At 66.1% G+C, this 21,109-nt stretch carries 20 protein-coding genes and 2 tRNA genes; 7 read left to right on the forward strand and 15 right to left on the reverse strand.

From position 1 onward, the window contains the following. Positions 1–85 precede the first annotated feature (85 nt). Together PK98_RS10185 and PK98_RS10190 are read left to right on the forward strand one after the other, a co-directional pair. Complete coding sequence (locus tag PK98_RS10185) at positions 86–3,091, forward strand: TonB-dependent receptor (protein ID WP_039097530.1); 3,006 nt, start codon at positions 86–88, stop codon at positions 3,089–3,091. Then, the gene (locus PK98_RS10190; RefSeq protein ID WP_081996189.1) at positions 3,091–4,209 is read left to right on the forward strand and encodes a glycoside hydrolase family 43 protein; all 1,119 of its coding nucleotides are present in this window, start codon (positions 3,091–3,093) and stop codon (positions 4,207–4,209) included. The genes PK98_RS10185 and PK98_RS10190 overlap by 1 nt, the downstream gene beginning before the upstream one ends. A gap of 11 nt (positions 4,210–4,220) precedes the next feature. Here the strand turns inward: PK98_RS10190 and PK98_RS17170 are convergent, their stop codons facing one another. Then, entirely contained in the window at positions 4,221–4,532 is a 312-nt protein-coding gene (locus tag PK98_RS17170; RefSeq protein ID WP_152608632.1) for a hypothetical protein, read from the reverse strand. Beyond that, positions 4,517–5,209, reverse strand: a complete 693-nt coding sequence (lipB, locus tag PK98_RS10200; protein WP_407637619.1) for a lipoyl(octanoyl) transferase LipB — start codon at positions 5,207–5,209, stop codon at positions 4,517–4,519. The genes PK98_RS17170 and lipB overlap by 16 nt, the downstream gene beginning before the upstream one ends. 72 nt (positions 5,210–5,281) lie before the next feature. Between lipB and PK98_RS10205 the strand changes: the two genes are divergently transcribed. Then, complete coding sequence (locus PK98_RS10205; RefSeq protein ID WP_052208500.1) at positions 5,282–6,091, forward strand: hypothetical protein; 810 nt, start codon at positions 5,282–5,284, stop codon at positions 6,089–6,091. Positions 6,092–6,097: 6 nt separating this feature from the next. On the opposite strand, the gene PK98_RS10210 is transcribed toward PK98_RS10205, so the two are convergent. From PK98_RS10210 to PK98_RS10265, 12 genes are all read right to left on the reverse strand, one after another. Then, a complete protein-coding gene (locus PK98_RS10210; protein WP_052208501.1) occupies positions 6,098–6,769 on the reverse strand; it encodes a class I SAM-dependent methyltransferase in 672 nt (223 codons plus the stop codon). Between the two features lie 143 nt (positions 6,770–6,912). Then, a complete protein-coding gene (locus PK98_RS10215) occupies positions 6,913–7,455 on the reverse strand; it encodes a (2Fe-2S)-binding protein (protein ID WP_039096810.1) in 543 nt (180 codons plus the stop codon). 72 nt (positions 7,456–7,527) lie between these two features. Beyond that, complete coding sequence (locus PK98_RS10220; RefSeq protein WP_039096813.1) at positions 7,528–8,319, reverse strand: response regulator; 792 nt, start codon at positions 8,317–8,319, stop codon at positions 7,528–7,530. A gap of 305 nt (positions 8,320–8,624) precedes the next feature. Next, a complete protein-coding gene (locus PK98_RS10225; RefSeq protein WP_039096815.1) occupies positions 8,625–9,056 on the reverse strand; it encodes a response regulator in 432 nt (143 codons plus the stop codon). A gap of 93 nt (positions 9,057–9,149) precedes the next feature. Continuing rightward, positions 9,150–10,298 carry a hypothetical protein gene (locus PK98_RS10230; protein WP_039096816.1) on the reverse strand — a complete coding sequence of 383 codons (1,149 nt, stop codon included), beginning with the start codon at positions 10,296–10,298 and terminating at the stop codon, positions 9,150–9,152. A gap of 33 nt (positions 10,299–10,331) precedes the next feature. Beyond that, positions 10,332–11,102: a sterol desaturase family protein gene (locus tag PK98_RS10235; RefSeq protein WP_407637629.1), complete on the reverse strand. Its 771-nt coding sequence runs from the start codon at positions 11,100–11,102 to the stop codon at positions 10,332–10,334. Between the two features lie 367 nt (positions 11,103–11,469). Then, a complete protein-coding gene (locus PK98_RS10240) occupies positions 11,470–11,700 on the reverse strand; it encodes a hypothetical protein (protein ID WP_039096818.1) in 231 nt (76 codons plus the stop codon). 142 nt (positions 11,701–11,842) lie between these two features. Then, the gene (lptG, locus tag PK98_RS10245; protein ID WP_152608683.1) at positions 11,843–12,943 is read right to left on the reverse strand and encodes an LPS export ABC transporter permease LptG; all 1,101 of its coding nucleotides are present in this window, start codon (positions 12,941–12,943) and stop codon (positions 11,843–11,845) included. Then, entirely contained in the window at positions 12,933–14,219 is a 1,287-nt protein-coding gene (locus PK98_RS10250; protein ID WP_081996190.1) for an LptF/LptG family permease, read from the reverse strand. Before PK98_RS10250 ends, lptG begins: the two co-directional genes overlap by 11 nt. Before the next feature lie 40 nt (positions 14,220–14,259). Next, positions 14,260–14,700, reverse strand: coding sequence for an ATP-dependent Clp protease adapter ClpS (gene clpS / locus PK98_RS10255; RefSeq protein WP_081996191.1), 441 nt, complete (start codon positions 14,698–14,700; stop codon positions 14,260–14,262). 155 nt (positions 14,701–14,855) lie between these two features. Further along, entirely contained in the window at positions 14,856–15,551 is a 696-nt protein-coding gene (locus tag PK98_RS10260) for a phasin family protein (protein WP_152608633.1), read from the reverse strand. A 129-nt stretch (positions 15,552–15,680) separates the two neighbouring features. Beyond that, positions 15,681–17,561 carry an alpha/beta fold hydrolase gene (locus tag PK98_RS10265; protein WP_039096822.1) on the reverse strand — a complete coding sequence of 627 codons (1,881 nt, stop codon included), beginning with the start codon at positions 17,559–17,561 and terminating at the stop codon, positions 15,681–15,683. 149 nt (positions 17,562–17,710) lie between these two features. Between PK98_RS10265 and PK98_RS10270 the strand changes: the two genes are divergently transcribed. The 4 genes from PK98_RS10270 to PK98_RS10285 all read left to right on the forward strand — a co-directional run bounded on the left by PK98_RS10270 (position 17,711) and on the right by PK98_RS10285 (position 19,897). Beyond that, a complete protein-coding gene (locus tag PK98_RS10270; protein WP_039096824.1) occupies positions 17,711–18,910 on the forward strand; it encodes an LL-diaminopimelate aminotransferase in 1,200 nt (399 codons plus the stop codon). Positions 18,911–19,000: 90 nt separating this feature from the next. Further along, positions 19,001–19,675: a winged helix-turn-helix domain-containing protein gene (locus PK98_RS17395; RefSeq protein WP_235425486.1), complete on the forward strand. Its 675-nt coding sequence runs from the start codon at positions 19,001–19,003 to the stop codon at positions 19,673–19,675. Between the two features lie 52 nt (positions 19,676–19,727). Continuing rightward, a tRNA-Cys gene (locus PK98_RS10280) sits at positions 19,728–19,801 on the forward strand. A gap of 20 nt (positions 19,802–19,821) precedes the next feature. Continuing rightward, positions 19,822–19,897, forward strand: a tRNA-Thr gene (locus PK98_RS10285). 96 nt (positions 19,898–19,993) lie between these two features. Here the strand turns inward: PK98_RS10285 and PK98_RS10290 are convergent. Next, entirely contained in the window at positions 19,994–21,106 is a 1,113-nt protein-coding gene (locus tag PK98_RS10290; RefSeq protein WP_039096827.1) for an S-(hydroxymethyl)glutathione dehydrogenase/class III alcohol dehydrogenase, read from the reverse strand. Positions 21,107–21,109: the final 3 nt, after the last annotated feature.

The raw sequence follows: 21,109 nt of genomic DNA on the forward strand, positions 1-21,109 counted from the left end.
GGCATCTTTACTCGTATGACAAGTCCTGATACATAGTGCGACAACGTTCCAAATAATGGGAACGCACATGTGGGGAGGCTTTTTCATGCATCATGCCAGTCGTTTTGCGTCCGCAGCCGTGTCGCTGCTGGCGATTGCCGCCGCTTCGCTGTGTGCGGCACCTGCTTTGGCGCAAGACGCTGCCGCGGCCGGCCGTGCCGCTGACGAGCAGGCAGAGCCGACCACTCCGCCGGGCGGTGGCGAGGAAATCGTCGTTACCGGATTTCGCGCTTCGCTCACCAGCGCGCTGGCGCTGAAGCGCAACGAGACCGCGGCGATCGACAGCATCGTGGCCGAGGATATCGGCAAGTTCCCTGACAGCAACCTGGCCGAATCCATGCAGCGGATCCCCGGCGTGGCGCTGGCCCGCGGCGACGGCGGCGAAGGTCGCAACATCTCCGTCCGCGGCCTGGGTGCGCAGTTTACCCGCGTGCGGATCAACGGGATGGAAGGCACTAGCCAGACCGGCAGCTCCGACATCTTCGGTGCCGGCAACACCGGCCGCAGCTTCGACTTCAACACCTTCCCGACCGAGATCTTCAGCCGGCTGACCGTGCGCAAGACGCCGTCTGCCGACGTGGAGGAAGGCTCCCTGGGCGCTACGGTCGATCTGACGGCCCCGCGGCCGTTCGACAATACCGAGGACTTCGTGTTCTCCGCCACTGCCCGCGGCGTGTACAACGAGGTCGCCGACCAGGTCGACCCGCGCGCATCCATGCTGGTGTCGCGCAAGTTCGGCGATTTCGGCGTGCTGTTCTCCGCCGCGTACCAGCGCCGCAACCTGCGCGAAGTCGGCTATGCCGCGGTCGACCTGCTGCCGTCCAACGTGAACGGCTTCGACCCGGACGGGACCGGCCCTATCGGCGTGCAGCCCTTCTGCACCCCGATCGGCTTCCCTGTCCTCAGCCCCAACACCCCCGCCCGCGGCTCCGACGCGGCGAATTGCAGCACCGGCAATCCGCGCACCGGATCGCTGGCCGCGTACAACACCATCATCAATCTGCGCCGGCCGGACGCCCCGAATGTTCCCGGCAGCGGCGCGTACTTCCCGCGCATCCCGCGCTATGTGAACTCGGAACAGGACCAGCAGCGCATCGCCGGTACCCTGACGCTGCAGTACCAGCCCAGTTCCGATACGGACATCTCGCTGGACCTGCTGCTGTCCGAGTTCGAGGTGGAGCGGCGCGACAACTACATCGCCGGCCTGTCCTTTGCCCGGTCCATCAGCAACAATGGCCAGCCGATGGTGTCGGTCCGCGATGTCGAGTTCGACGAGAACGGATCGCTGGTCTACGGCCTGTTCGACGGCGTGGACGTCCGTTCCGAAGGGTTGGTGGACAAGTTCACCACCACCTTCCAGCAGGCGAACCTCAACATTCGCCAGCGGCTGGGCGACACGCTGGAGTTGACCGGCCTGTTCGGCATCAGCGAAAGCCGGCTGGATGGCCCGAGCCGGCTGCAGACCTTCATCGACGTGATCGATTCGGACAATTTCTCCATCGATTTCCGCGATGACGACGTGATCCCGACCCTCGGCTTCGGCTTCGACGTGTCGAACCCGGCCAATTTCACCTACGCACCGACCCGGTCGGACGGCACCGTGCTGGGCGGCTTCAGCCTGCAGGGCCGCCCGCTGCGCAATACGATCGACAACAAGACAGCCGAACTGAACCTGGACTGGGAGGCGAGCGATGCAGTCTCCTTCAAGGTCGGCGGGCAGTACCGGGAGAGCGAGTTCCGTGGCCGGTTCTACTCGCCCTACCTGTCCGACGTGACCGTGCGCCCGCTGCCCGGCGGCGTGAACCTGGCTGACCTGACGCGCCAGATCGAAGGTGTCGGCAAGTTGTGGGGCAATGGTGCGCCCGACAGCTGGACGGCGATCGATCCGGACCGCTTCTCCGAAGTGTTCGGGGTGGAAGGGGTGCGCCTGTGCGGTGTCGAATGCGGCGCCGGCGACACGCGCATCCGCGAGGAGGTTATCAGCGGTTACGCCATGGCCACCTTCGATGCGACCGACCTGCTGGGCATCGGCCTGCGCGGCGACATCGGCGTCCGCTATGTACGCACCGACCAGACCTCGTCCGGCTACATCCCGATCCCGCCCCCGGCCGGCACCACCAGCCCGACCAACGTCATCGGCCAGCTGGCCCAGGCCGAGCGGGACTATGACGACTGGCTGCCGTCCGCCAACCTGGTGTTCGAGCCGACCGACGGCCTGCTGCTGCGCCTGTCCGCCGCCAAGGTGATGTCGCGCCCCGAACTGCAGCAACTGGCGCCCACCAGCGGCGTCAATCCGGTCACCCGTGTCGGCAATGTGAACAATCCGTTCCTGGAGCCGATCCGCGCCAACACCTTCGATGCGGCGGTGGAATGGTACTGGGCCCCGGGTGCGCTGCTGTCGGCCGCGTTCTTCTACAAGGACATCGGCAGCTTCATCCAGACCATCAACAGCCAGATCCCGTTCAGCGATCTGGGCCTGCCCGATGCGCTGCTGGCAAACAGCGGCACCGTACCGAGCGAGCTGTTCAACGTGTCCCGCCCGACCAACACCGATGGCGGCCCGCTGAAGGGTGTCGAGGTCAACGCGCAGGTGCCGTTCAGCGCCTTCGCCACCGGCTTCCTGGAGAGTGTCGGCGTGCTGGCCAACTACACCCACGTCACGTCGGAGATCGAATACTGCCTCGCCAGCCAGGGCGGCAATTGCATCAACAGCACGACCAACGATCTGATCGGCCTGTCGCGCAACACCGCATCCGGCACGCTGTATTACGATGATGGCACGTTCAGCATCCGCAGCACCGCCAACTGGCGCGACAGCTTCGTGCGCGGCATTCCGGCATCGCAGGGCAGCGATCTGCAGGGCAATTCGCCCACCCTGTTCGTCGATGCCAGCGCGTCCTACGCCATCAACGAGAATGTCGGCCTGATCCTGGAGGCGCAGAACCTCACGGACGAGCAGAACCGGCTGTATATCGACAGCGTGCGCGAAGACACGCTGTTCCAGCTGCGCTTCGGCCGGACCTTCACCGCCGGCGTGAACGTCAAGTTCTGATGCGACAGCCCCGACCGGTGCCGCGCCTCCACAAGGCCGTGCACCGGTCGGCCATCGCCGTCCTGCTGGCCCTGCTGCTGCCGGGCTGCCTGCACACGCCACCTGCAGCGCCGGTGGCGGCGGCGCCCTCGGCCGAGATGGTCGCCTACCTGTTCGTCTACTTCACCGGCAGCGGGCTGGAGAAGGAGGCGATCCACTTTGCCGTCAGCGAAGGCAATGATGCGCTGCACTGGCGCCCGCTGAACGACGGGCGGCCGGTGCTGCAATCGACCAAGGGCACGCTGGGCCTGCGCGATCCGTTCATTCTCCGCTCCGCGCAAGGGGATCGCTTCTTCCTGTTGGCGACCGACCTGTCGGCCGCGCGCACCGGCTGGGACGATGCGACCAGCCGCGGCAGCCACCACCTGGAAATCTGGGAATCGACCGACCTTGTCCACTGGGGCGAGCAGCGGCATGTGCAGGTCAACCTGCCGCAGGCCGGCATGACCTGGGCGCCGGAGGCGACCTGGGATCCGGCGAGAGGTGTCTACGTCGTCTATTGGGCATCGACCCTGTTCACCGACGATGCCCGCACGCAGGGCGACGGCCATGGCGCGCAGATGCTGTTCGCCAGCACGCGCGATTTTCACACCTTCAGTCCGCCGCAGCCATGGTTCAAGGCGGCCGACCGGCCCGAACTGACGCCGGACAAGGGTCTGATCGATGCCACCGTGCTGCACGAAGGAAACACCTTCTTCCGCTTCACCAAGGCGACCGAAGCGAGCGGCTGCCCGTCGGGCGACATCATCCTCGACCGCTCGACCGATCTCGGCGCCGGTGGCAATCGCTGGCTGCTGGCGGATCGCTGCATCGGGCAGGATGCCGGTACGACGGAGGTCGAAGGTCCGGCCATCCTGCGTACCAATCCCGGGGACCGGAGCGGATATCGTTACATCCTGTTTGTCGACCGGTTTCGCGATATCGGGCTGGTGCCGCTGGCCACGCAATCGCTGGAGGGCGACATCCGCTGGACCACGCCGGCCAGCTTCGCGCTGCCGGCAGGCGCCCGGCACGGTACCGTGCTGCCGATCAGCGCGGCGGAGCGCGATGCACTGCTGGCGCGCTGGGGCGCGAAGTAGCGCCAGCGCGCTCAGTCCGTTGCGGCGCCGCTGCTGGCGGTAGTGGGCACGGCGGAAGGCCCGGCGCTCGGCATCGCGCCTGGCGCGGCACTGGCCTGGACGGCCGGCCTTCCCGCGGGAGCACGGGCGCTGGTGTCAGGCTCCGGCGGGGCGAGGGGCGGCTGCGAGGTGACGGTCGCCAGCGGCAGCATCGCATCGCTGGCGGTGCCTTCCAGCACCTCTCCGCCGCCGGCCACCGGCTCGTCCGCGGCCTCGTTGCCGCCACAGGCCGCCAGCAGCGCCATGGCGCCGGCCACCAGACCTGTCTTCAACCTGCCGTGCATGTCGCCTCCTTGCCTTCCAGCCGTTCCAGGAACTCGCCGGCGCGGGCCTGCAAGGCCGCATCCCACTCCGCTCCCGATACCCGCACGCCCAGCCGGGCCAGGCTGGTCACGCCATATTCGGCAATGCCGCAAGGCACGATGCCGCCGAAATGCGAGAGGTCGGGATCCAGATTGACCGCAAAGCCGTGCATGCTGACCCAGCGCCGCACCCGCACGCCGATCGCGCCGATCTTCGCCTCGCGCCCGTCCACGTCGCGGGTCCAGATGCCGACCCGCTCCGGCACGGCCCAGGCTTCCACGCCCAGGTCGCCCAGGGTGGTGATCACCCAGCGTTCCAGCCCGTGGACGAAGCAGCGCACGTCACGGCCCCGCTGTCCCAGGTCGAGCAGCAGGTAGCAGATGCGCATGCCCGGTCCGTGATAGGTGTAGCGCCCTCCGCGCCCTGTCTGTACCACGTCGAAGCGCGGATCGATAAGGTCCGCAGCATCGGCGCTGGTGCCGGCAGTATAGACTGGCGGATGTTCCAGCAGCCAGATCAGTTCGTCCGCGGTGCCATCATGCACGGCGGCGTTGCGCGCCTCCTGCGCCGCCAGCGCCTCGCGATACGGCACGGGGGTGGAGGATCGCCGCCATTCGATCGCCCGCCCGGGCCAGTCATGTTGCACAGCTTGCGTCACGGGCGATTGCCTGCCCTGTCCCTTCGCGCTTATCAAGGCCGCTGCATGGGGCCACGGCCGGAAGGATCACGCATGAAGTTCGACATGAGCGCTGCCTGGAGCGAGGCGGTGGCGATGGTGACCGCCAATCGGGAGGTGCTGCTGGTGGTGGCTGGCATCTTCTTCTTCCTGCCGTCGGTGCTGCAGGGCTTCGTCATGCCGCCGCTGCAGGATGTGCTGACGGCAACCGACCCAGAGGCGATGCAGCGGCAGATCGCGGAAATCTACCTCGATTACACCTGGCTGATCGCTCTGGTCGCCATTGCCCAGATCGCGGGCACGCTGGCCCTGCTGGTGCTGCTGCGCGATCAGCGCCGGCCAACCGTGGGGGAGGCCATCCGTCGCGGCTTCGGCGGATTGCTGCCGATCGTGGGCGCGTACCTGCTGGTGGCCCTTGCCGTCATCCTGGCCTTCGTGGTGGCGACCGTGGCCACCCTGGCGACGCCGATCATCGGCGCCGTGGCGTGGCTGATCGTCGGGGTCGGCTTGGTCTACACGATGATCCGCCTGTCGCTGCTGCAGCCGGTCGTCGCGATCGAGCAGGTGCGCAATCCGCTGACCGCGCTGCGCCGCAGCTGGGCGGAAACGCGCGGCAATGTGGGGCGGCTGCTGCTGTTCTTCGTGCTCCTGACGATCGCCTATATCGTTGTGGCGCTGGTGGTCGGCCTGGTGGTCGGCGCGCTGGGCATGATGCTGGGTCAGGCAGGCACACTGATCGTGGGCGGGGTCGTTACCGGCCTGCTGGCGGCGATTGCGACCACCGTCTTCACCGCCGTGCAGGCGGCCATCCACCGCCAGCTGGCCGAGCCGGGGGTGACGGCCACGGCACCACCCCAGCTGTAAGCCGTATCAGGCGGCGGCGGTGGCCCGGGCCGCTTCCGTCGCCGCGTCCACCTCGTCCTGCCAGCCCCAGGCCAGCAGGCAGGGCGGCACGTTGCGCCACACGAAATGTGTCTCCACCCGCGGAAAATGCTGCGCGGTGAAGTCGCGCGCGGTGGTGCTGAACTGATAGGTCAGGAAGGCACCGCCCGGCCGCACCACACGGTGCGTCGCCGCCGCGATCGCCGGCGCCACGCCCTCCGGCAGAGTGGAAAACGGCAGTCCAGACAGGACGAAATCGGCACCATCGTGGCCGATGCTGGCCACATGCGCCTCCACATCAGCCGCAGAGCCGAGCACGGCATGGAAGCGGCTGTCACGATAGTTCTGGCGCAGATAGTCGATGAACAGCGGGTTGGTGTCGATCACCAGCAGCTCGCCCCCACGCGGCAGGCGGTCAAGCACCGGCCCGCAGAAGGTCCCGACACCCGGCCCGTATTCGACGAACAGCTTGCACCGGTCCCAGTCGACCGGCGACAGCATGCGGTTGATCGTCCACCGGCTGGACGGAATGATCGAGCCGACCATACGCGGATGTTCCAGGAAGCCGCGAAAGAACACCCCCGCGGGTCCCAGCGCCTGCCCCATGCGCCGCACAAGCCTGGAGCGGTTACGCTCCCCGGCCAATTCACTGCCATTCATCGCGTGGGGGCCACTCCGTTGGTTGGTCCGTATCGCCGCCGCCGACAGGCTGGCGGATCAGGCAAGGGGACTGGCAAATGTGTCTACCATTTGCAAGCGTGACGGTTCGGTTACGCAATCGCGGATCATCCGTTCCCACCTTCTCAGTGCCTTGGCTGACTGAGGGCAGGCACGGCGCGGACCGCATCGGCCGGTTCGATGCCGGGCGGAGGGACACCCTCCACCCGCTCTGCTCGCCGCCCGACACGGGCTGCCTGCTGCACGGCGGCGATCAGGCGCGGATAGACACCGCAGCGGCACAGATTGGGGATCGCCGTGCCGATCTCGGCCGGCGAAGGATCCGGATTGCGCGCCAGCAGCGCTGCGGCGGCGAGGGCAATGCCGGGGGTGCAGAAGCCACACTGGATCGCGCCCTGTGCCGCCAGCGCCTGTTGCACGGGATGGCTGCGGTCGTGTGACAGGCCCTCGATCGTGACGACCTCACGCCCCTCGGCATCGGCCAGGCTGACGAGGCAGGATCGAAGCGCGGCGCCATCCACCAGCACGGTGCACGCGCCACAATCGCCGACGCCGCAGCCATATTTGGTGCCCGTCAGGTTCGCCGCATCCCGCAATGCCCATAGCAGCGGAGCAGCGGGATCCATGGCGAAGCGCAGCGGCCGGCCGTTGACGACAAGGTCGGTCATGCACGCTGCCCTAGTGCCGGGCGACCATGATGACAATTGCCACCATGGTCACGGGCCCGGCAAGCGGACGGATCAGCCCAGCGGGCGAGCGGAGCCGAAGAACAGGGCCTGGCTGATCGCCGCGCGGACCGTATCTTCGTGGAACGGCTTGGTGATGAGATAGGTCGGCTCGGTTCGGTCGCCGGTCAGCAGCCGTTCCGGATAGGCGGTGATGAAGATCACCGGTACGCTGACGGATTGCAGGATATCGTCCACCGCATCTAGGCCGGAAGACCCGTCGGCCAGCTGGATGTCCGCGAGAACGAGGCCCGGCGTCTTTTCGGCAACGACTTCCTGCGCCTGTGTGCGGGTAGCGGCCGTGCCGCAGATGTCGTGACCCAGCGACCGGACCAGATCCTCCAGCTGCATGGAGATCAGCGGCTCGTCCTCGATGATCAGGACGCTGGTGGTGGATTCGCGTTCGATCTCCTCGACCGCGTCGGCCACCAGGCGGCTCACATCATCAGCCGACACGCCCATGATCTCGGCCGCTTCGGCCGCGGAGAAATCCTCCACGGTGGTCAGCAGCAGCGCCTGCCGGTTGATCGGCGTGATCTTCTTAAGCTGATCTTGCGCGGCACGTTCATGCAGGCCGCCGGCGCTTTCCTCACCGATCTCCATGTAGGCGCTGGACCACACCTTGTTGAAGGCGGCGTAGAGCGGCACGCGGCCGCCGGACAGGGACTGCGCCAGATCCTCGTCGGCCAGCGCGGCCTCCAGCGTGGCCTGGACAAAGGCGTCGCCGGTGCTCTGCGACCCCGTCAGGGCACGCGCATAACGGCGTAGAAACGGTAGATGAGCAGCTACTTCAGCCCCGATGGACATTCAAACCCCTTCCCGATGAAACTCGTCGGTGAACAACGACAAGGCTGTGGCATTGTTCCATCCGCCTGCGCAAGCCACCGGAGAACCCGCCTTGATCAAAGCCCGGGCAAACCGGCGAAAAAATCTGCCAGCAGGCCGGAACCTCTGTCTTTACCGCTCATTATCGCCTTGTCACCGCCGAGACCCCCCCTCCCGTCCAAGCGGCAGGTGACACGATCCCGAGGGCCCCCGCTCCTGAACAGAGCGGGGGCCTTTTTTCGTAGGGTGATCGCAGGAGCGGAGGCACAACACTCCTCGACGCGAGTTCAGCCGATTGCGTCCCGCAGCCGTGCGAAGAAGCCGCGCGGACGCCCGCTGGCCAGCGCCCGGGCGAGTTCGAGCGGGTCGTACGGCTTTTCGAACACCAGTCCCATCTCAGCAATGGCCGGCGGGATCAGTTCCGGCGATCCGGTGGAGAAGGCAATCGTCGGCCGCCGCGGACCGAGCTGGTCCACCAGCTCCGCCAGTGCCCACCCATCGTTGCGGTCTGCAAGATGCACATCCAGCACCAGGCAATCGGCCTCCGCCTCCTCCAGCGCCAGCATGGTGCAGGCGATGCTGGGGCAGATCACCACTTCGGTGGCGCCCACCGTCAGCAGGGCGTCCTCTATGGCAAGGGCCAGCACCGCATCATCCTCCACCACCAGCACGCGGCCCAAAGGGCGATTGGCATCGGCAGGGGTGTTCTGGCGGATCATGGCGGTCCAGCAAGCAAGAGGGGCGGGGCCATGGCGGCCCCTGCCATTTGAACCCGCCCTGCCCCACTGCGTTCCGCGCCGCCGGCGCCAGGGTCAGAGCGTCTTCTGGTAGACGCGGTATTCGCGATTGACCTTGCCGCCGATCGCATCGGCAATGGCGATCATGCCGCCATTGTCATCCAGCACCCAGCCGATCTCGCCACGGCTGGCGCCATGTTCGCCCACGGCCACGCGGCGAATATACTCGATCATCATGAAAGCGATCTGGCTAGCCATGCGGCTGTTCTGCAGCCGCTTGCGCACGCCCATCAGCGGGACGCGGAAGGTGCGGACCTGGGGCTTGCGCAGCCACCACAGCAGCTTTGCCCAGTTGAACGGGAACAGCCGCCCCTTCATGCCGATCAGCTGTTCGTTGAGATCGGGCCAGGCAAGCATGAAGGCGACCGGCTCGCCATCCACTTCGGCGATCATGTTGGTGCGTTCCAGCGTGATCGGCTTCAGCTTCTTGGCGCCGTAAGCCTTTTCGGCATCGGTGAACGGCACGAACCCCCAGTTTCCGGACCAGGCATCGTTCAGGATGTCGATCGCAATCTCTGCGTCACGCGCGAAGTTCTTCGGGTCCACCGTGCGCAGCGTGATCCGGCTGCTGCGCTCGCCCGAGGCCACAATCCGGTCGATCAACGGGGGAAGCCCCTTGTCGATCGGCAGGTCGTAGGTGAGCAGCGACTTGGCCGCTTCGTATCCGGCGCCTTCGATCCAGCCCTGATGCTCGGCCGGATGGTGCCCCATCATCATCGTGGGTGGATGATCGTGGCCGCGCACCAGCAGGCCGGGCTCTTCCCAGATAGACAGGCTGATCGGGGCAAGCACGCGGGTCATACCCTGGATACGCAGCCATTCCTCGGCCGTGGCGATCAGGCTGCGGGCGATGCCTTCGTCCTCAGCCTCCAGCAGGCCCCAGTTGCCGGTGCCTGGCCCAAGGCCCTGCTCGACAGGCTGCGCCAGCGCCTGCTCGTCGATGTGGGCAGAGATGCGCCCGACCACCTGACGGCCTCGCCGCGCCAGGAACAGCTGCATCCGCGCATGTTCATGGAACGGATTGCGGCCGGGAGTCAGCAGTTCCACCATGTCGCTGCGCAGCGGTGGCACCCAGTTGGGGTCACCGGCGTTCAGGCGATATGCCAGCTCAATGAACAGGCCAAGTTCCCGTCGGCCTGCGACCGGCGCAATCGTCACTTCCATCGGCCTGCCCCCCTTGCTGGACCGCTGACAGATTCAGGCCGAAGCCTGCTGCCCGTTCTCTGCCCCGTCAGCCTGCTTCGCCGGATCGAAGCCTTCCTTGCCCATCACGCGGCGACGCGGATGGCCGCTGGCGATACCGCCGGACAGGTCCTTCACGTAGGGCCACTGTTCCGCGATCGTCTCGTCATAGCCGAGGTTGAACACGGTCGCCGACCGCTTGGGCCGGTCCTTCTTCTCGTAATAGGTGCCCAGCAGCCGATCCCAACCATAGTTCGTGATGCCGAAATTGCCGGTCTCGTCGAAATAATGGTGCTCGTTATGGCGCTGCTTCATGTGCTGCACCCACTTCCACTTCGGCTTGAACGCCAGATGCTGGATGCAGTGCATGAACTCGTAATAGCAGGTGGTCAGCAGACCAGCGCACAGCGCCGCCATCGCCCCGCCAAAGCCGCCGATCAGCCAGCCGACCGGCAAGGTCGCGATCGCGATGGTCGGCAGCGTGGTATGCAGCGCACCGAACAGCACGGACAGGTTGTTGGGGTCCTGATGGTGGTCGTAATGGATGCGCTTCCACGTCGGGGCCAGCCACTTGTGCCGCCACATCCACTTACCGTGAAGCACATATTGGTGCAGCAGGTGCCAGACGAGCGGGTACACCGCCACACCGGCGGCAAAGGCGATGACCGTCGGCAGCGCCGCTGCCGGGCGCCACACGAAGGCTGCCACACACAGCGCGGCCAGCGCCAGATAGGCGATGATCGTGTAATGCTGGAAGTAGGCGTGCACCAGGCCCCGCAGGTCCATCCTGTCGAGGTAGTGGCTCCGCTTCCAGAACGGCAGATCGGACTGGTCCGCCTTCGCGGTGGCGTTGTGCGACACTGAAGTCATCCTGTACCTGTTTGCGCGGGTCCCGCACTACGGGGCGCTCGGGGCAGCAGATGCGCCTCCGCACGCCCGCTTGCAAGGGACGGGCATTCTGTAGCCTTCGACACCTGAACGGGTCGTGACACATGGGTTACACTTGAAGGCACCCCATGCCAGAACCTGGCACTGAACGCAAAACGCGCCGCCGGCCCGAAAGCCGCGCGGCGCGTGTTGTCGCAATCACGTCACGTGATCACAACCGCATGTCCGCCGTCGTCCGCAAAGCAGACGACGCCGAACAATCCGATTACATCGAGGTCGAGGTCTCGGTGGTCACGGTGGTGTCGGTCATCGCCGTGTCGGTCATCATGGCCGTGTCGGTCATCATCGCGGTGTCGGTCATCATCGCGGTGTCGGTCATCATGGGCTCGGTCACGGTGGTCTCTTCGACAACCGTGGTGTCCTCGGCCGGCTCTTCAGCGCAAGCGGACAGGGCGATCAGGGCGGCGGCCGAAGCGGCCAGTGCAATCATCTTCATAAACCAGACTCCTATGGTGGGCCCGGTCAGACCGATGCCCCAAGAGAAACTCGCAGCGGCGCGAGCAACCCCCAAATAATGGCAGGAATGTGGCGGTGCAAGCGGGATTATGGCAGCCTGCCGCAATCTTGGCCGGCGTGCCCTACTCCTCGGTCCGGATCAGGACGGTTTCGCCGATCAGGGCGAACAGCACGAAGGGTGCCCAGGCGGCCAGCAATGGCGGATAACCGCCGAAACTGCCCATGGCGAGCGCCGCATTGTCGACCACGAAATAGGCGAAGCCCAGTGCCATGCCGATGATCGCCCGCACGAACAGGCCACCCGATCGTGCAAGGCCGAACCCCGCCACCGCACCCAGCAACGGCATCAGCAAGGCGGCGAGCGGCCCGGAAATCTTGTGCCACCAGCGTCCGCGCAGCTCGGACGTGTCACGTCCGGCGGCATCCAGCGCGGCGATGGAGCGCGACAATTGCCCCAGCGGCTCCGCATCCGGGTTGACGGCGCGAATGTCCAGCCGATCGGGCGTGAGCCCCGGCGCCACCACCATTGCGGCAGGCGCGGGCGCACCGGTCGCATTGTCGACCTCGAACACCTGAGGTCGCGTCAGGAGCCATCCCTTGCCGGTATAGCGGGCGCTGTCCGCCAGGATGCGCCGCCGGATCATCAGGCTGTCATCCCGCTCGTAGAAGGTGATTCCCTGCATCACCGTGGCGGCACCGCGCCCGGAAACGGTAGTGGCCAGCAGCACGTCTGGCCCGTCGTTCAAATAGACGTTGGCCCTGACCGTCGGGTCGTCGGGCACCGGGCCAAAATCGACCGCTTCCCACACCGCCAGCTGCGCCGTGGCGCGGGTCACCACCAGTTCGTTGAACAGGAACGATGCCAGCGAGATCAGCCCGGCCGCCAGCAGCAGGGGCGCCAGGATCTGGTGCGCGGACATGCCGGCGGCCTTCATCGCGGTCACTTCGCTGTTCTGGTTCAGCGCCAGCAGGGTGATGATCGTGGCGAGCAAGGCGGAATAGGGCAGGAACTGTGCCACCAGCTGCGGCAGGCGCAGGCCGACGTAGCGCCACAGGTCGCTTTGCGTATTGCCGGGCGCAGACAGGATCTTGCCGCTGGTGCCCAGCAGGTCCAGCATCATCAGCACCAGCACCAGCATGGCCAGCACCGCCACGATGCGGCTGACGAAGGTCTTCGCCAGATACCACGTGATTCGGCGGGAAGGCAGGAAGTCAAACAGCACGCGGCGCCCCGCTTCCATTCGTCAGCGGCTCCGGCTCGGCATGCGGACCGTCCGGATCCTCGATTTCCGCGCGCTGGGACCGCCGCCCCCGTCGGAACAGGCGCCCCACCCACTTCGTCACCTTGGCATAGCCCGCCTCCAGCGCGCCGATCGCCTGGCCGCCAGGCACGAACGCCACTTGGTAATACATCCAGCCAATCATGGCGGAGAACACGGCAAAGGGACCCCACAGCGCCAGCAGCGGGTTGGCCCGGCCCAGTTCCGCAATGTCCTGCCCGTACTGGTTCACCTTGTGGTAGGCGACCACCAGGATGATGGAGATGAACACGCCCAGCGCAGAGGTGGAGCGTTTCGGCGGGATCGCCAGCGCCACCGCCAGCAGCGGCAGCATGAACATCATGACCACCTCAACCATGCGGTAATTGAAGTCGGCCTGGCTGTCGGCACGGACAGCGGCGCTGCTGTCGCTGCTCCAGCCCATGCGGGCGAGTTCGGGCAACAGATATTCGCGGCTCTCCTCGCCACGCTGGCGGAACCGCTCGATTGCCGGCAGGTCGATCGGCAGATCATGCTGGCTGAAGGACAGCACGCGGCTGGGCTGACCCGGAATGTCGTGCACGATGGTACCATCCAGCAGCCGCAGGATGATGGTGTTGCGGTTCTCGCGATTGGCGAGGAACTGTCCTTGCCGGGCGGAGATCGCCAGCACCTGCCCCTTAGGTCCCTGCTCCGCCACCCGGGCGAAAATGCCGCTCAGCTGCCGTCCGTCATCCCGGCTGCCTTCCACGCGCAGCGCGACGCGATCCTCCAGCGTGACGAACTCGCCCACCTTGATGGATGCGCCCAACGCGCCGGAGCGCAGTTCGAAGTCCAGCTCCTCATAGCCATATCGCGCCAGGGGCTGGAGATAGCCGACGATGGCGAAGTTGACCGCCACCAGCACCAGCGTGATCAGATATGGCACGCGCAACAGGCGGGTATAGCTCCAGCCGACCGCCCGCATGACGTCCAGCTCGCTGGAGGTAGCCAGCTTGCGGAAGGCCAGCAGCACGCCCAGCATCAGCCCCAAGGGAATGGCCAGACCGGCATATTCCGGCACCAGGTTGACCATCATGCGGAACACCACGCTGATCGGCCCGCCTTCGGTGGAGACGAATTCGAACAGGCGCAGCATCTTTTCCAGCATCAGCAGCGATGCGGCGAGCACGAATACCCCCAGCATCGGCACGATGGTGAGCCGGAAGATGTAGCGGTCGATGGCGGTGATAAAGGTCAAGATCTTGGGCCGGTCCCGTCATGCCGCTGGGCAGCTCAGGTCAGGCCTTCTCCAGCGTGCATTGCAGCGGGTGCTGGTTCTCCCGTGCGAAATCCATCACCTGGACGACCTTGGTTTCGGCCACCTCATACGGGAAGATGCCGCAGACACCCACACCTTTCTGGTGCACGTGCAGCATCACCCTGGTGGCCTGTTCCATGTCCATGCGGAAGAAGCGCTTCAACACCATCACGACGAACTCCATCGGCGTGTAGTCGTCGTTCAGCAGCAGCACCTTGTACGGGCTGGGCTTCTTGGGACGGGTCCGCGTCCGTGTGGCGAGGCCCACCTGACCATCACCCGCGCCGTTCCCGGCATCATCGTCGCCATACTCGTCCTGCGACACCGGATCGCACCGGACAGGCGCGTCAGCCGCCGCCGCGGGGGCAGCAGGGTATGACACCGGTCGGTGCCCGGCCGCGGGTGAGTTGTTGCTGCGCATGGGGCAGGAATATCGCATCACGCCCGCCTGCTTCAAGATGCAAGCACCGGCAAATTGTGCCGGGGCGGCCTGGCAGGCGCCGGATGCACATACAGCAAGGGGCCGGATGACGATGCACCCGGCCCCAGCCATGTTCAGCGAATCACGCGCCTGGATCAGACGGGCTTGCCGATCTTGTCCGCGGCAACGCTCATCCGGCCGGAGATCGGCTCGAACGCTTCGTTGGCCAGCTTCATCATCGCTTCGGTGTTGCGCGAGCTTGCCGCCACCAGCGAATCAAAGTTGCGGCGCATGATCTTGCCCTGTAGCTGGAACAGCTCGGTCGGGCTCTTGATCGTGGCCACTTCCTTCATGTCGGCGGTCATCTGCTCGTAAGCAGACTTGGCTTCCTCGGCATAGGTCTTGCCGATGGTCTGCAGGCCTTCCGACAGGATACGGCTGCTTTCGACCAGCGCTTCGACATTGCCCTTGGCAAACTCGGTCGCCTCGCCGGCGGCGACGGTGCCCTTCTCGTAAGCTTCGCGGGCCTTGCCCTGCGCGTCGTTCATCGCCTGCGTCACGGACGTGGTGACGGAGTCGTTGAACTGCTGGATGTCTTCGTTGCTGGGGGCAGTGGCCATGATCTTGTCCTTGAGCTGTGCAATCGTGCGTTTCACGGGATTGTCGCCCTGCACGCCCCGGAAGGGGCTGATAGCCGGCGGGGCAGCGGCTTCGACAATCGAGGCCGGCAGCGGTTCGGCCGCAGGCACCGCCACGGGACCATCCCCGATGTCGGTCTGCGGGTCGGCCGGTGCCGGGTCCGCCATGACGGGAAAAGCAGGTTCGCCCTGCGACTTGCCTTGGTCGTTCATGTTCGCTTCCACCCGGAGGTAACAACGGAACTTTGCGGAGCAACCTTGTGTTGCACTGCACAAAATAGAGATTTAACGTTACCAGTCAAGCAGATTGTGCAATGCACCATTTGCTTAGCTTAAGAATACCTAGCGCATGGCGACATACCGCCCGGGCGCAGCTTCCAGCCCGCCTTCCGCCGGATCGCGGCTGCCCTCTGCAGCCACCCGCTCGGGTGCGATTGCCGTGATCCATGTGGCCCAGTCGTTCCACCAGCTGCCGGGCACTTCCGTCGCACCGGACACGAATTCCTCCAGCGATCCTGTCACCGGGCCGTCGATCCAGAACTGGTACTTGCCCGATTCGGGCGGGTTCACCACGCCGGCAATATGCCCGCTGCCCGCCAGCACGAAGCGGGTGGGGCCAGCCACATGCGCCAGCATGCGGAACACGCTGGCCGGCGGCGCGATATGGTCCTCCCGTCCTGCCTGGACATAGACCGGCACGGTGATCCGGGTCAGATCGATCGGCGTGCCATCCGCCTCCAGCCGGTCGGGCACGACCAGCAGATTGTCGCGGTACAGGTTGCGCAGGTATGATTCGTGCCACAACGCCGGGAGGTTGGTGACGTCACCGTTCCAGTGCAGCAGGTCGAAGGCCGGGTAATCCTCCGCCAGCAGGTAGTGATTCACGACCGTGTTCCAGATCAGGTCGGGCGCGCGCAGCAGGTTGAACGTGGCGGCAAGATAGCGGCCATCCATGTAGCCGGACTTGCTGGCCTGGCGGATCACTTCCATCTGCGTCTGGTCGATGAACAGCTTCAGCTCGCCGGCGGCCTCGAAATCGACCTGCGCGGTCAGGAAGGTGGCGCTGGCGACCTGCTCGCTCTGCCCGCGCCGGGCAAGCACCGCCAATGTCGCGGCCAGCGTGGTACCGGCAACGCAGTACCCGACCGTATGCACCGCCGGAACGGCCAGCCGCGCCCGCACATGCTCGATCACCTCGATCTGCGCACGGACATAATGGTCCCATTCCACATGGGTCAGGCTTTCATCCGCCGACCGCCAGCTGACCATGAACACGGTCAGGCCCTGTGCCACGGCCCATCGCACGAAGCTCTTCTTCGGGTTGAGGTCCAGGATGTAGAACCGGTTGATCCACGGCGGGAAGATCACCAGCGGCGTCGCCAGCACGTCCGGCGTCGTCGGCGTGTACTGGATCAGCTGGTACAGCTCCGTCTCGTGCACCACCTGGCCGGGCGTGGCGGCGATCGTCTCGCCCAGGCGAAAGACGCTGCTGTCGGTATGCGTCAGCTGGCCCCGTTCCAGATCGGCGGCCAGCCGCTCCATGCCGCGCCGCAGATTCTCGCCTCCGGTCTCCAGCGTGCGTTGCAGGACCTGCGGATTGGTCAGCGGGAAATTGGCCGGGCTCAGCGCATCCAGCATGGTGCCGGTGGCGAAGCGCACCGATTCGCGCTCGCCATCGGCAAGGCCGGGCGCCTCGTCGATCGACTCGAGCAGGAACTCGCGCAGCAACAGATAGGATTGGTGCAGCATGGCGAAGGCCGGCTGCTCGCGCCACTCGGGTGCGGCGAACCGCCGGTCCGCGCGCGGCAGCTGCACGGGCGCCCCCTGGTCGGCAGCGGCAGCGAACTGGCGCGACAGGTCTTCCCACAATCCGGTCAGCCTGGCGGTGAGCTGCTGCTGCCGGTCAGGGTCGAGGAAAGGCAGCTGCCGCGCCCATTCCCGCACCAGCTGCAACCAGCGGGCGGGGTCGGCGAACAGAGGCACCGGGCTCTCGCCTTCCGGCTGACCTGGCGCCGTCAGCGGCCGCTGCTGGCGCAGGAAGTCGAGCCACAATGCCTGCAGGCGCTGCATCGCGGCGCTCTGTTCCGCGATCGCCTCACCCGGGGGTACCGGGTTGTCGATGCCGGGCAGGAAGGTCTGCATGGCCTGCCGCGCCAGCTCGGCCTGGGCCTGCAGCATGTCGGTCACCAGTTCGGCCGCGGTACGGGGCAGCGTGTCGCCCATAACATCCTCTCCTTTTGCCACGTGCATAGCATGGCCACACGTAGTGCAAGCATCCGCATTGCGCCTGCCTGCCGGTTCCGGCACATGATCCGATGGGGCAACCATCTTGCGCGCACCGCCCCGGCGCCGATCACTATGTTGCAGAGACCATGGACACCGAATTCTACCGCATCAAGCGACTGCCGCCCTATGTCATCGCCGAAGTGAACGCGATGCGGGCCGCCGCGCGGGCGGAAGGAAAGGACATCATCGATCTCGGCATGGGCAACCCGGACCTGCCGCCGCCGCAGCACGTCATCGACAAGCTGTGCGAAGCTGCGCAGAAGCCGGACGCGCATGGCTATTCGCAGTCCAAGGGCATCCCGGGCCTGCGCCGCGCTCAGGCAGCCTACTACCAGCGGCGGTTCGGCGTGGATCTCGATCCGGAGACGGAGGTGGTGGTGACGCTGGGGTCCAAGGAAGGGCTCGCCAGCCTCGCCACCGCGATCACCGCGCCGGGCGACACGATCCTGGCACCCAACCCCAGCTACCCGATCCATACCTTCGGCTTCATCATCGCCGGGGCCACGATCCGCGCGGTCCCGACCACGCCGGACGAACGCTACTGGGATGCGCTGGACAAGGCGATGCGCTTCACCAGTCCGCGCCCCACGGTGCTGGTGGTGAACTATCCCAGCAATCCCACGTCGGAGATCGTCGATCTGGCATTCTATGCCCGGCTGGTGGACTGGGCGCGGGAGAACAAGGTGTGGGTCCTGTCGGACCTCGCCTATTCCGAACTGTATTATAACGGCCAGCCCACCCCATCCATCCTGCAGGTGCCGGGCGCCAAGGATGTGGCGGTGGAATTCACCAGCCTGTCCAAGACCTTCAGCATGGCCGGCTGGCGGATCGGCTTCGCCGTCGGCAACCAGACGCTGATCGCGGCCCTGACGCGGGTGAAGTCCTACATCGATTATGGCGCCTTCACACCGCTGCAGGCCGCCGCCTGCGCAGCGCTGAACGGGCCGCAGGACATCGTGGAGAACAATCGCCTGCTGTATCACAAGCGGCGCGACGTGCTGGTGGAAAGCTTCGGTCGCGCCGGGTGGGATATCCCCGCCCCGCCCGCCTCCATGTTCGCGTGGGCCCCGCTGCCGCCGGCCCTACGCCATCTGGGCAGCATGGAATTCGCCAAGCAGCTGCTGACCCATGCCGGCGTCGCCGTGGCGCCGGGGGTGGGCTATGGCGAGGATGGCGAGGGTTTCGTGCGGATCGGTCTGGTGGAGAACGAACAGCGTCTGCGACAGGCGGCACGGAATGTCCGTCGCTATCTACAGAGCATGGGAGTGAACAGCTCCGCTGCATGATGGCGGGCCGGGCGGCTGGCGCACTTGCCACCGTCCGGCAATGCTGGTGCGCTCCCCCCTCCTGTGGTTCGGGCTGACAAGGGGCGCATCGTGGAATGGTTCTGCTGGAACAGGCAAGCGGGCGACCTCCCGCATCGATGGGATCTGCGAAGGCGAGGCTGGCAGCTGTGCCGCTGCTGCGATGACGGACAGCCGCCATGCAGCCATGTCACCCTGCACGATGGACCGCATCTGCCGCTCGACACGATCGATCCGTCGGCCACCCGGCGTTCGATCGTGCTGGGCATAAAGGACAGCGACACCCGCGCCCGCCTGCTGGCGCGCGGTTATGGCGATGTGGTGGAGCCCGCCATCGGCCTCGCCGAACTGGAAACACGAGCCCGCCGTGTGGCGGCGGCGGCGGGCGCCCTGCCACGGGCGGTGAATGTCGGGCCGCTGCTGCTCGACCTGCTGCATCGCGATGCGCGCCGGGGGCCCACCTGGCTGGGCCTGCACCCGCGTGAATTCGGCCTGCTGTGGCGCCTGGCGGAGGAGCCCGGCACGCCCGTCACCCGTCGCACCCTGTTGCAGGATGTATGGCGCATCCATCACGAGCCGGACACCAACAGCGTGGAGGTCCATGTGTCGCGGCTTCGCGGCAAGCTGGCGCTGGCCGGCTGCGCCGATCTGGTCCGCACGGCGAGCACCGGCGGCTACCGGCTGGAGGTGCAGGAGGGCCCTGCACCCATGACGCGCCAGGCGATGAGCATGATGATGTCATCTTGATGGCGAATGGCCGTTGCGCTCCCCCGCAGCTTTCGCTAGGTGCGCGCATTCCGGCCCGATGGCGGAGTGGTTACGCACCGGACTGCAAATCCGTTTACGCCGGTTCGATTCCGGCTCGGGCCTCCATACCCCTCTGATCCGGGGACGCCGCTTTAGCTCAGTTGGTAGAGCACATCATTCGTAATGATGGGGTCACAGGTTCGAGTCCTGTAAGCGGCACCATCCCGTTCCGGGATGCAGGGATCACATCATCGAACTGACGCGGCCTGACGACAGTGCGCCGGATGGTTCCGGCGCACCGTCTGCCACGCGTTCGAATCAGTAGACCACCACGCTGCGGATGCTCTCGCCCGCGTGCATCAGGTCGAATCCCCTGTTGATCTCCTCCAGTGTCAGGACATGCGTGATCATCGGGTCGATCTCGATCTTGCCATCCATGTACCAGTCCACGATCTTCGGCACGTCGGTGCGGCCCTTTGCGCCGCCGAAGGCAGTGCCGCGCCAGTTACGGCCGGTCACCAGCTGGAACGGACGGGTAGCGATCTCCTTGCCCGCTTCGGCCACGCCGATCACGATCGAGGTGCCCCAGCCGCGATGGCAGGCCTCCAGCGCGGTGCGCATCACCTCGGTATTGCCGGTGCAGTCGAAGGTATAATCGGCGCCGCCATCGGTCAGTTCGACCACCTTGGCGACAGTCTCCTCGCGCGACAGTCCCTTCGTGTTCAGGAAGTGGGTCATGCCGAACCGGCGGCCCCATTCCTCTCGGTCGGGATTGATGTCCACGCCGACGATCATGTTCGCGCCGGCAAGCCGCGCGCCCTGGATCACGTTCAGCCCGATTCCGCCCAGGCCGAACACCACCACATTGTCGCCCACCTGCACCTTGGCCGTGTTCACCACCGCGCCGACGCCGGTGGTGACGCCGCACCCGACATAGCAGCTCGACTGGAACGGCGCGTCGGTGCGGATCTTCGCCACCGCTATTTCCGGCAAAACGGTAAAGTTCGAAAAGGTGGAACAGCCCATATAGTGGAAGATCGGCTGCCCCTTGTAGCTGAAGCGGGTCGTGCCGTCCGGCATCAGGCCCTTGCCTTGCGTCGCGCGGATGGCGGTGCACAGGTTGGTCTTGCCGCTGAGGCAGGACTTACACTGGCGGCATTCCGGCGTGTACAGCGGGATCACGTGGTCGCCCGGCACCACGCTGGTGACGCCGACGCCAACCTCGCGCACGATGCCCGCGCCCTCATGCCCCAGCACGGAGGGGAAGATGCCTTCGCTGTCGAACCCGTCCAGCGTGTAGGCGTCCGTGTGGCAGATGCCGGTTGCCATAATTTCCACCAGCACCTCGCCGGCCTGCGGACCTTCCAGGTCCAGCTCGACGATCTCCAGCGGCTGCTTGGCCGCGAAAGCCACGGCGGCACGGGTCTTCATAAG

Origin of the sequence: Croceibacterium mercuriale (assembly GCF_000802385.1) — a bacterium.
Taxonomy (GTDB): domain Bacteria; phylum Pseudomonadota; class Alphaproteobacteria; order Sphingomonadales; family Sphingomonadaceae; genus Croceibacterium; species Croceibacterium mercuriale.

Excerpts from the sequence above, each read along its gene's own strand:
- PK98_RS10290 (WP_039096827.1), bottom strand. The coding sequence starts at position 21,106 with ATGAAGACCCGTGCCGCCGTGGCTTTCGCGGCCAAGCAGCCGCTGGAG.
- PK98_RS10205 (WP_052208500.1), top strand. The coding sequence starts at position 5,282 with ATGAAGTTCGACATGAGCGCTGCCTGGAGCGAGGCGGTGGCGATGGTG.
- PK98_RS10240 (WP_039096818.1), bottom strand. The coding sequence starts at position 11,700 with ATGAAGATGATTGCACTGGCCGCTTCGGCCGCCGCCCTGATCGCCCTG.
- PK98_RS10230 (WP_039096816.1), bottom strand. The coding sequence starts at position 10,298 with ATGGAAGTGACGATTGCGCCGGTCGCAGGCCGACGGGAACTTGGCCTG.
- PK98_RS10225 (WP_039096815.1), bottom strand. The coding sequence starts at position 9,056 with ATGATCCGCCAGAACACCCCTGCCGATGCCAATCGCCCTTTGGGCCGC.
- PK98_RS10270 (WP_039096824.1), top strand. The coding sequence starts at position 17,711 with ATGGACACCGAATTCTACCGCATCAAGCGACTGCCGCCCTATGTCATC.
- PK98_RS10210 (WP_052208501.1), bottom strand. The coding sequence starts at position 6,769 with ATGAATGGCAGTGAATTGGCCGGGGAGCGTAACCGCTCCAGGCTTGTG.
- PK98_RS10185 (WP_039097530.1), top strand. The coding sequence starts at position 86 with ATGCATCATGCCAGTCGTTTTGCGTCCGCAGCCGTGTCGCTGCTGGCG.
- PK98_RS10220 (WP_039096813.1), bottom strand. The coding sequence starts at position 8,319 with ATGTCCATCGGGGCTGAAGTAGCTGCTCATCTACCGTTTCTACGCCGT.
- PK98_RS17170 (WP_152608632.1), bottom strand. The coding sequence starts at position 4,532 with ATGCACGGCAGGTTGAAGACAGGTCTGGTGGCCGGCGCCATGGCGCTG.
- PK98_RS10260 (WP_152608633.1), bottom strand. The coding sequence starts at position 15,551 with ATGAACGACCAAGGCAAGTCGCAGGGCGAACCTGCTTTTCCCGTCATG.
- PK98_RS10190 (WP_081996189.1), top strand. The coding sequence starts at position 3,091 with ATGCGACAGCCCCGACCGGTGCCGCGCCTCCACAAGGCCGTGCACCGG.
- PK98_RS10215 (WP_039096810.1), bottom strand. The coding sequence starts at position 7,455 with ATGACCGACCTTGTCGTCAACGGCCGGCCGCTGCGCTTCGCCATGGAT.
- clpS (WP_081996191.1), bottom strand. The coding sequence starts at position 14,700 with ATGCGCAGCAACAACTCACCCGCGGCCGGGCACCGACCGGTGTCATAC.
- PK98_RS10235 (WP_407637629.1), bottom strand. The coding sequence starts at position 11,102 with ATGGACCTGCGGGGCCTGGTGCACGCCTACTTCCAGCATTACACGATC.
- PK98_RS10265 (WP_039096822.1), bottom strand. The coding sequence starts at position 17,561 with ATGGGCGACACGCTGCCCCGTACCGCGGCCGAACTGGTGACCGACATG.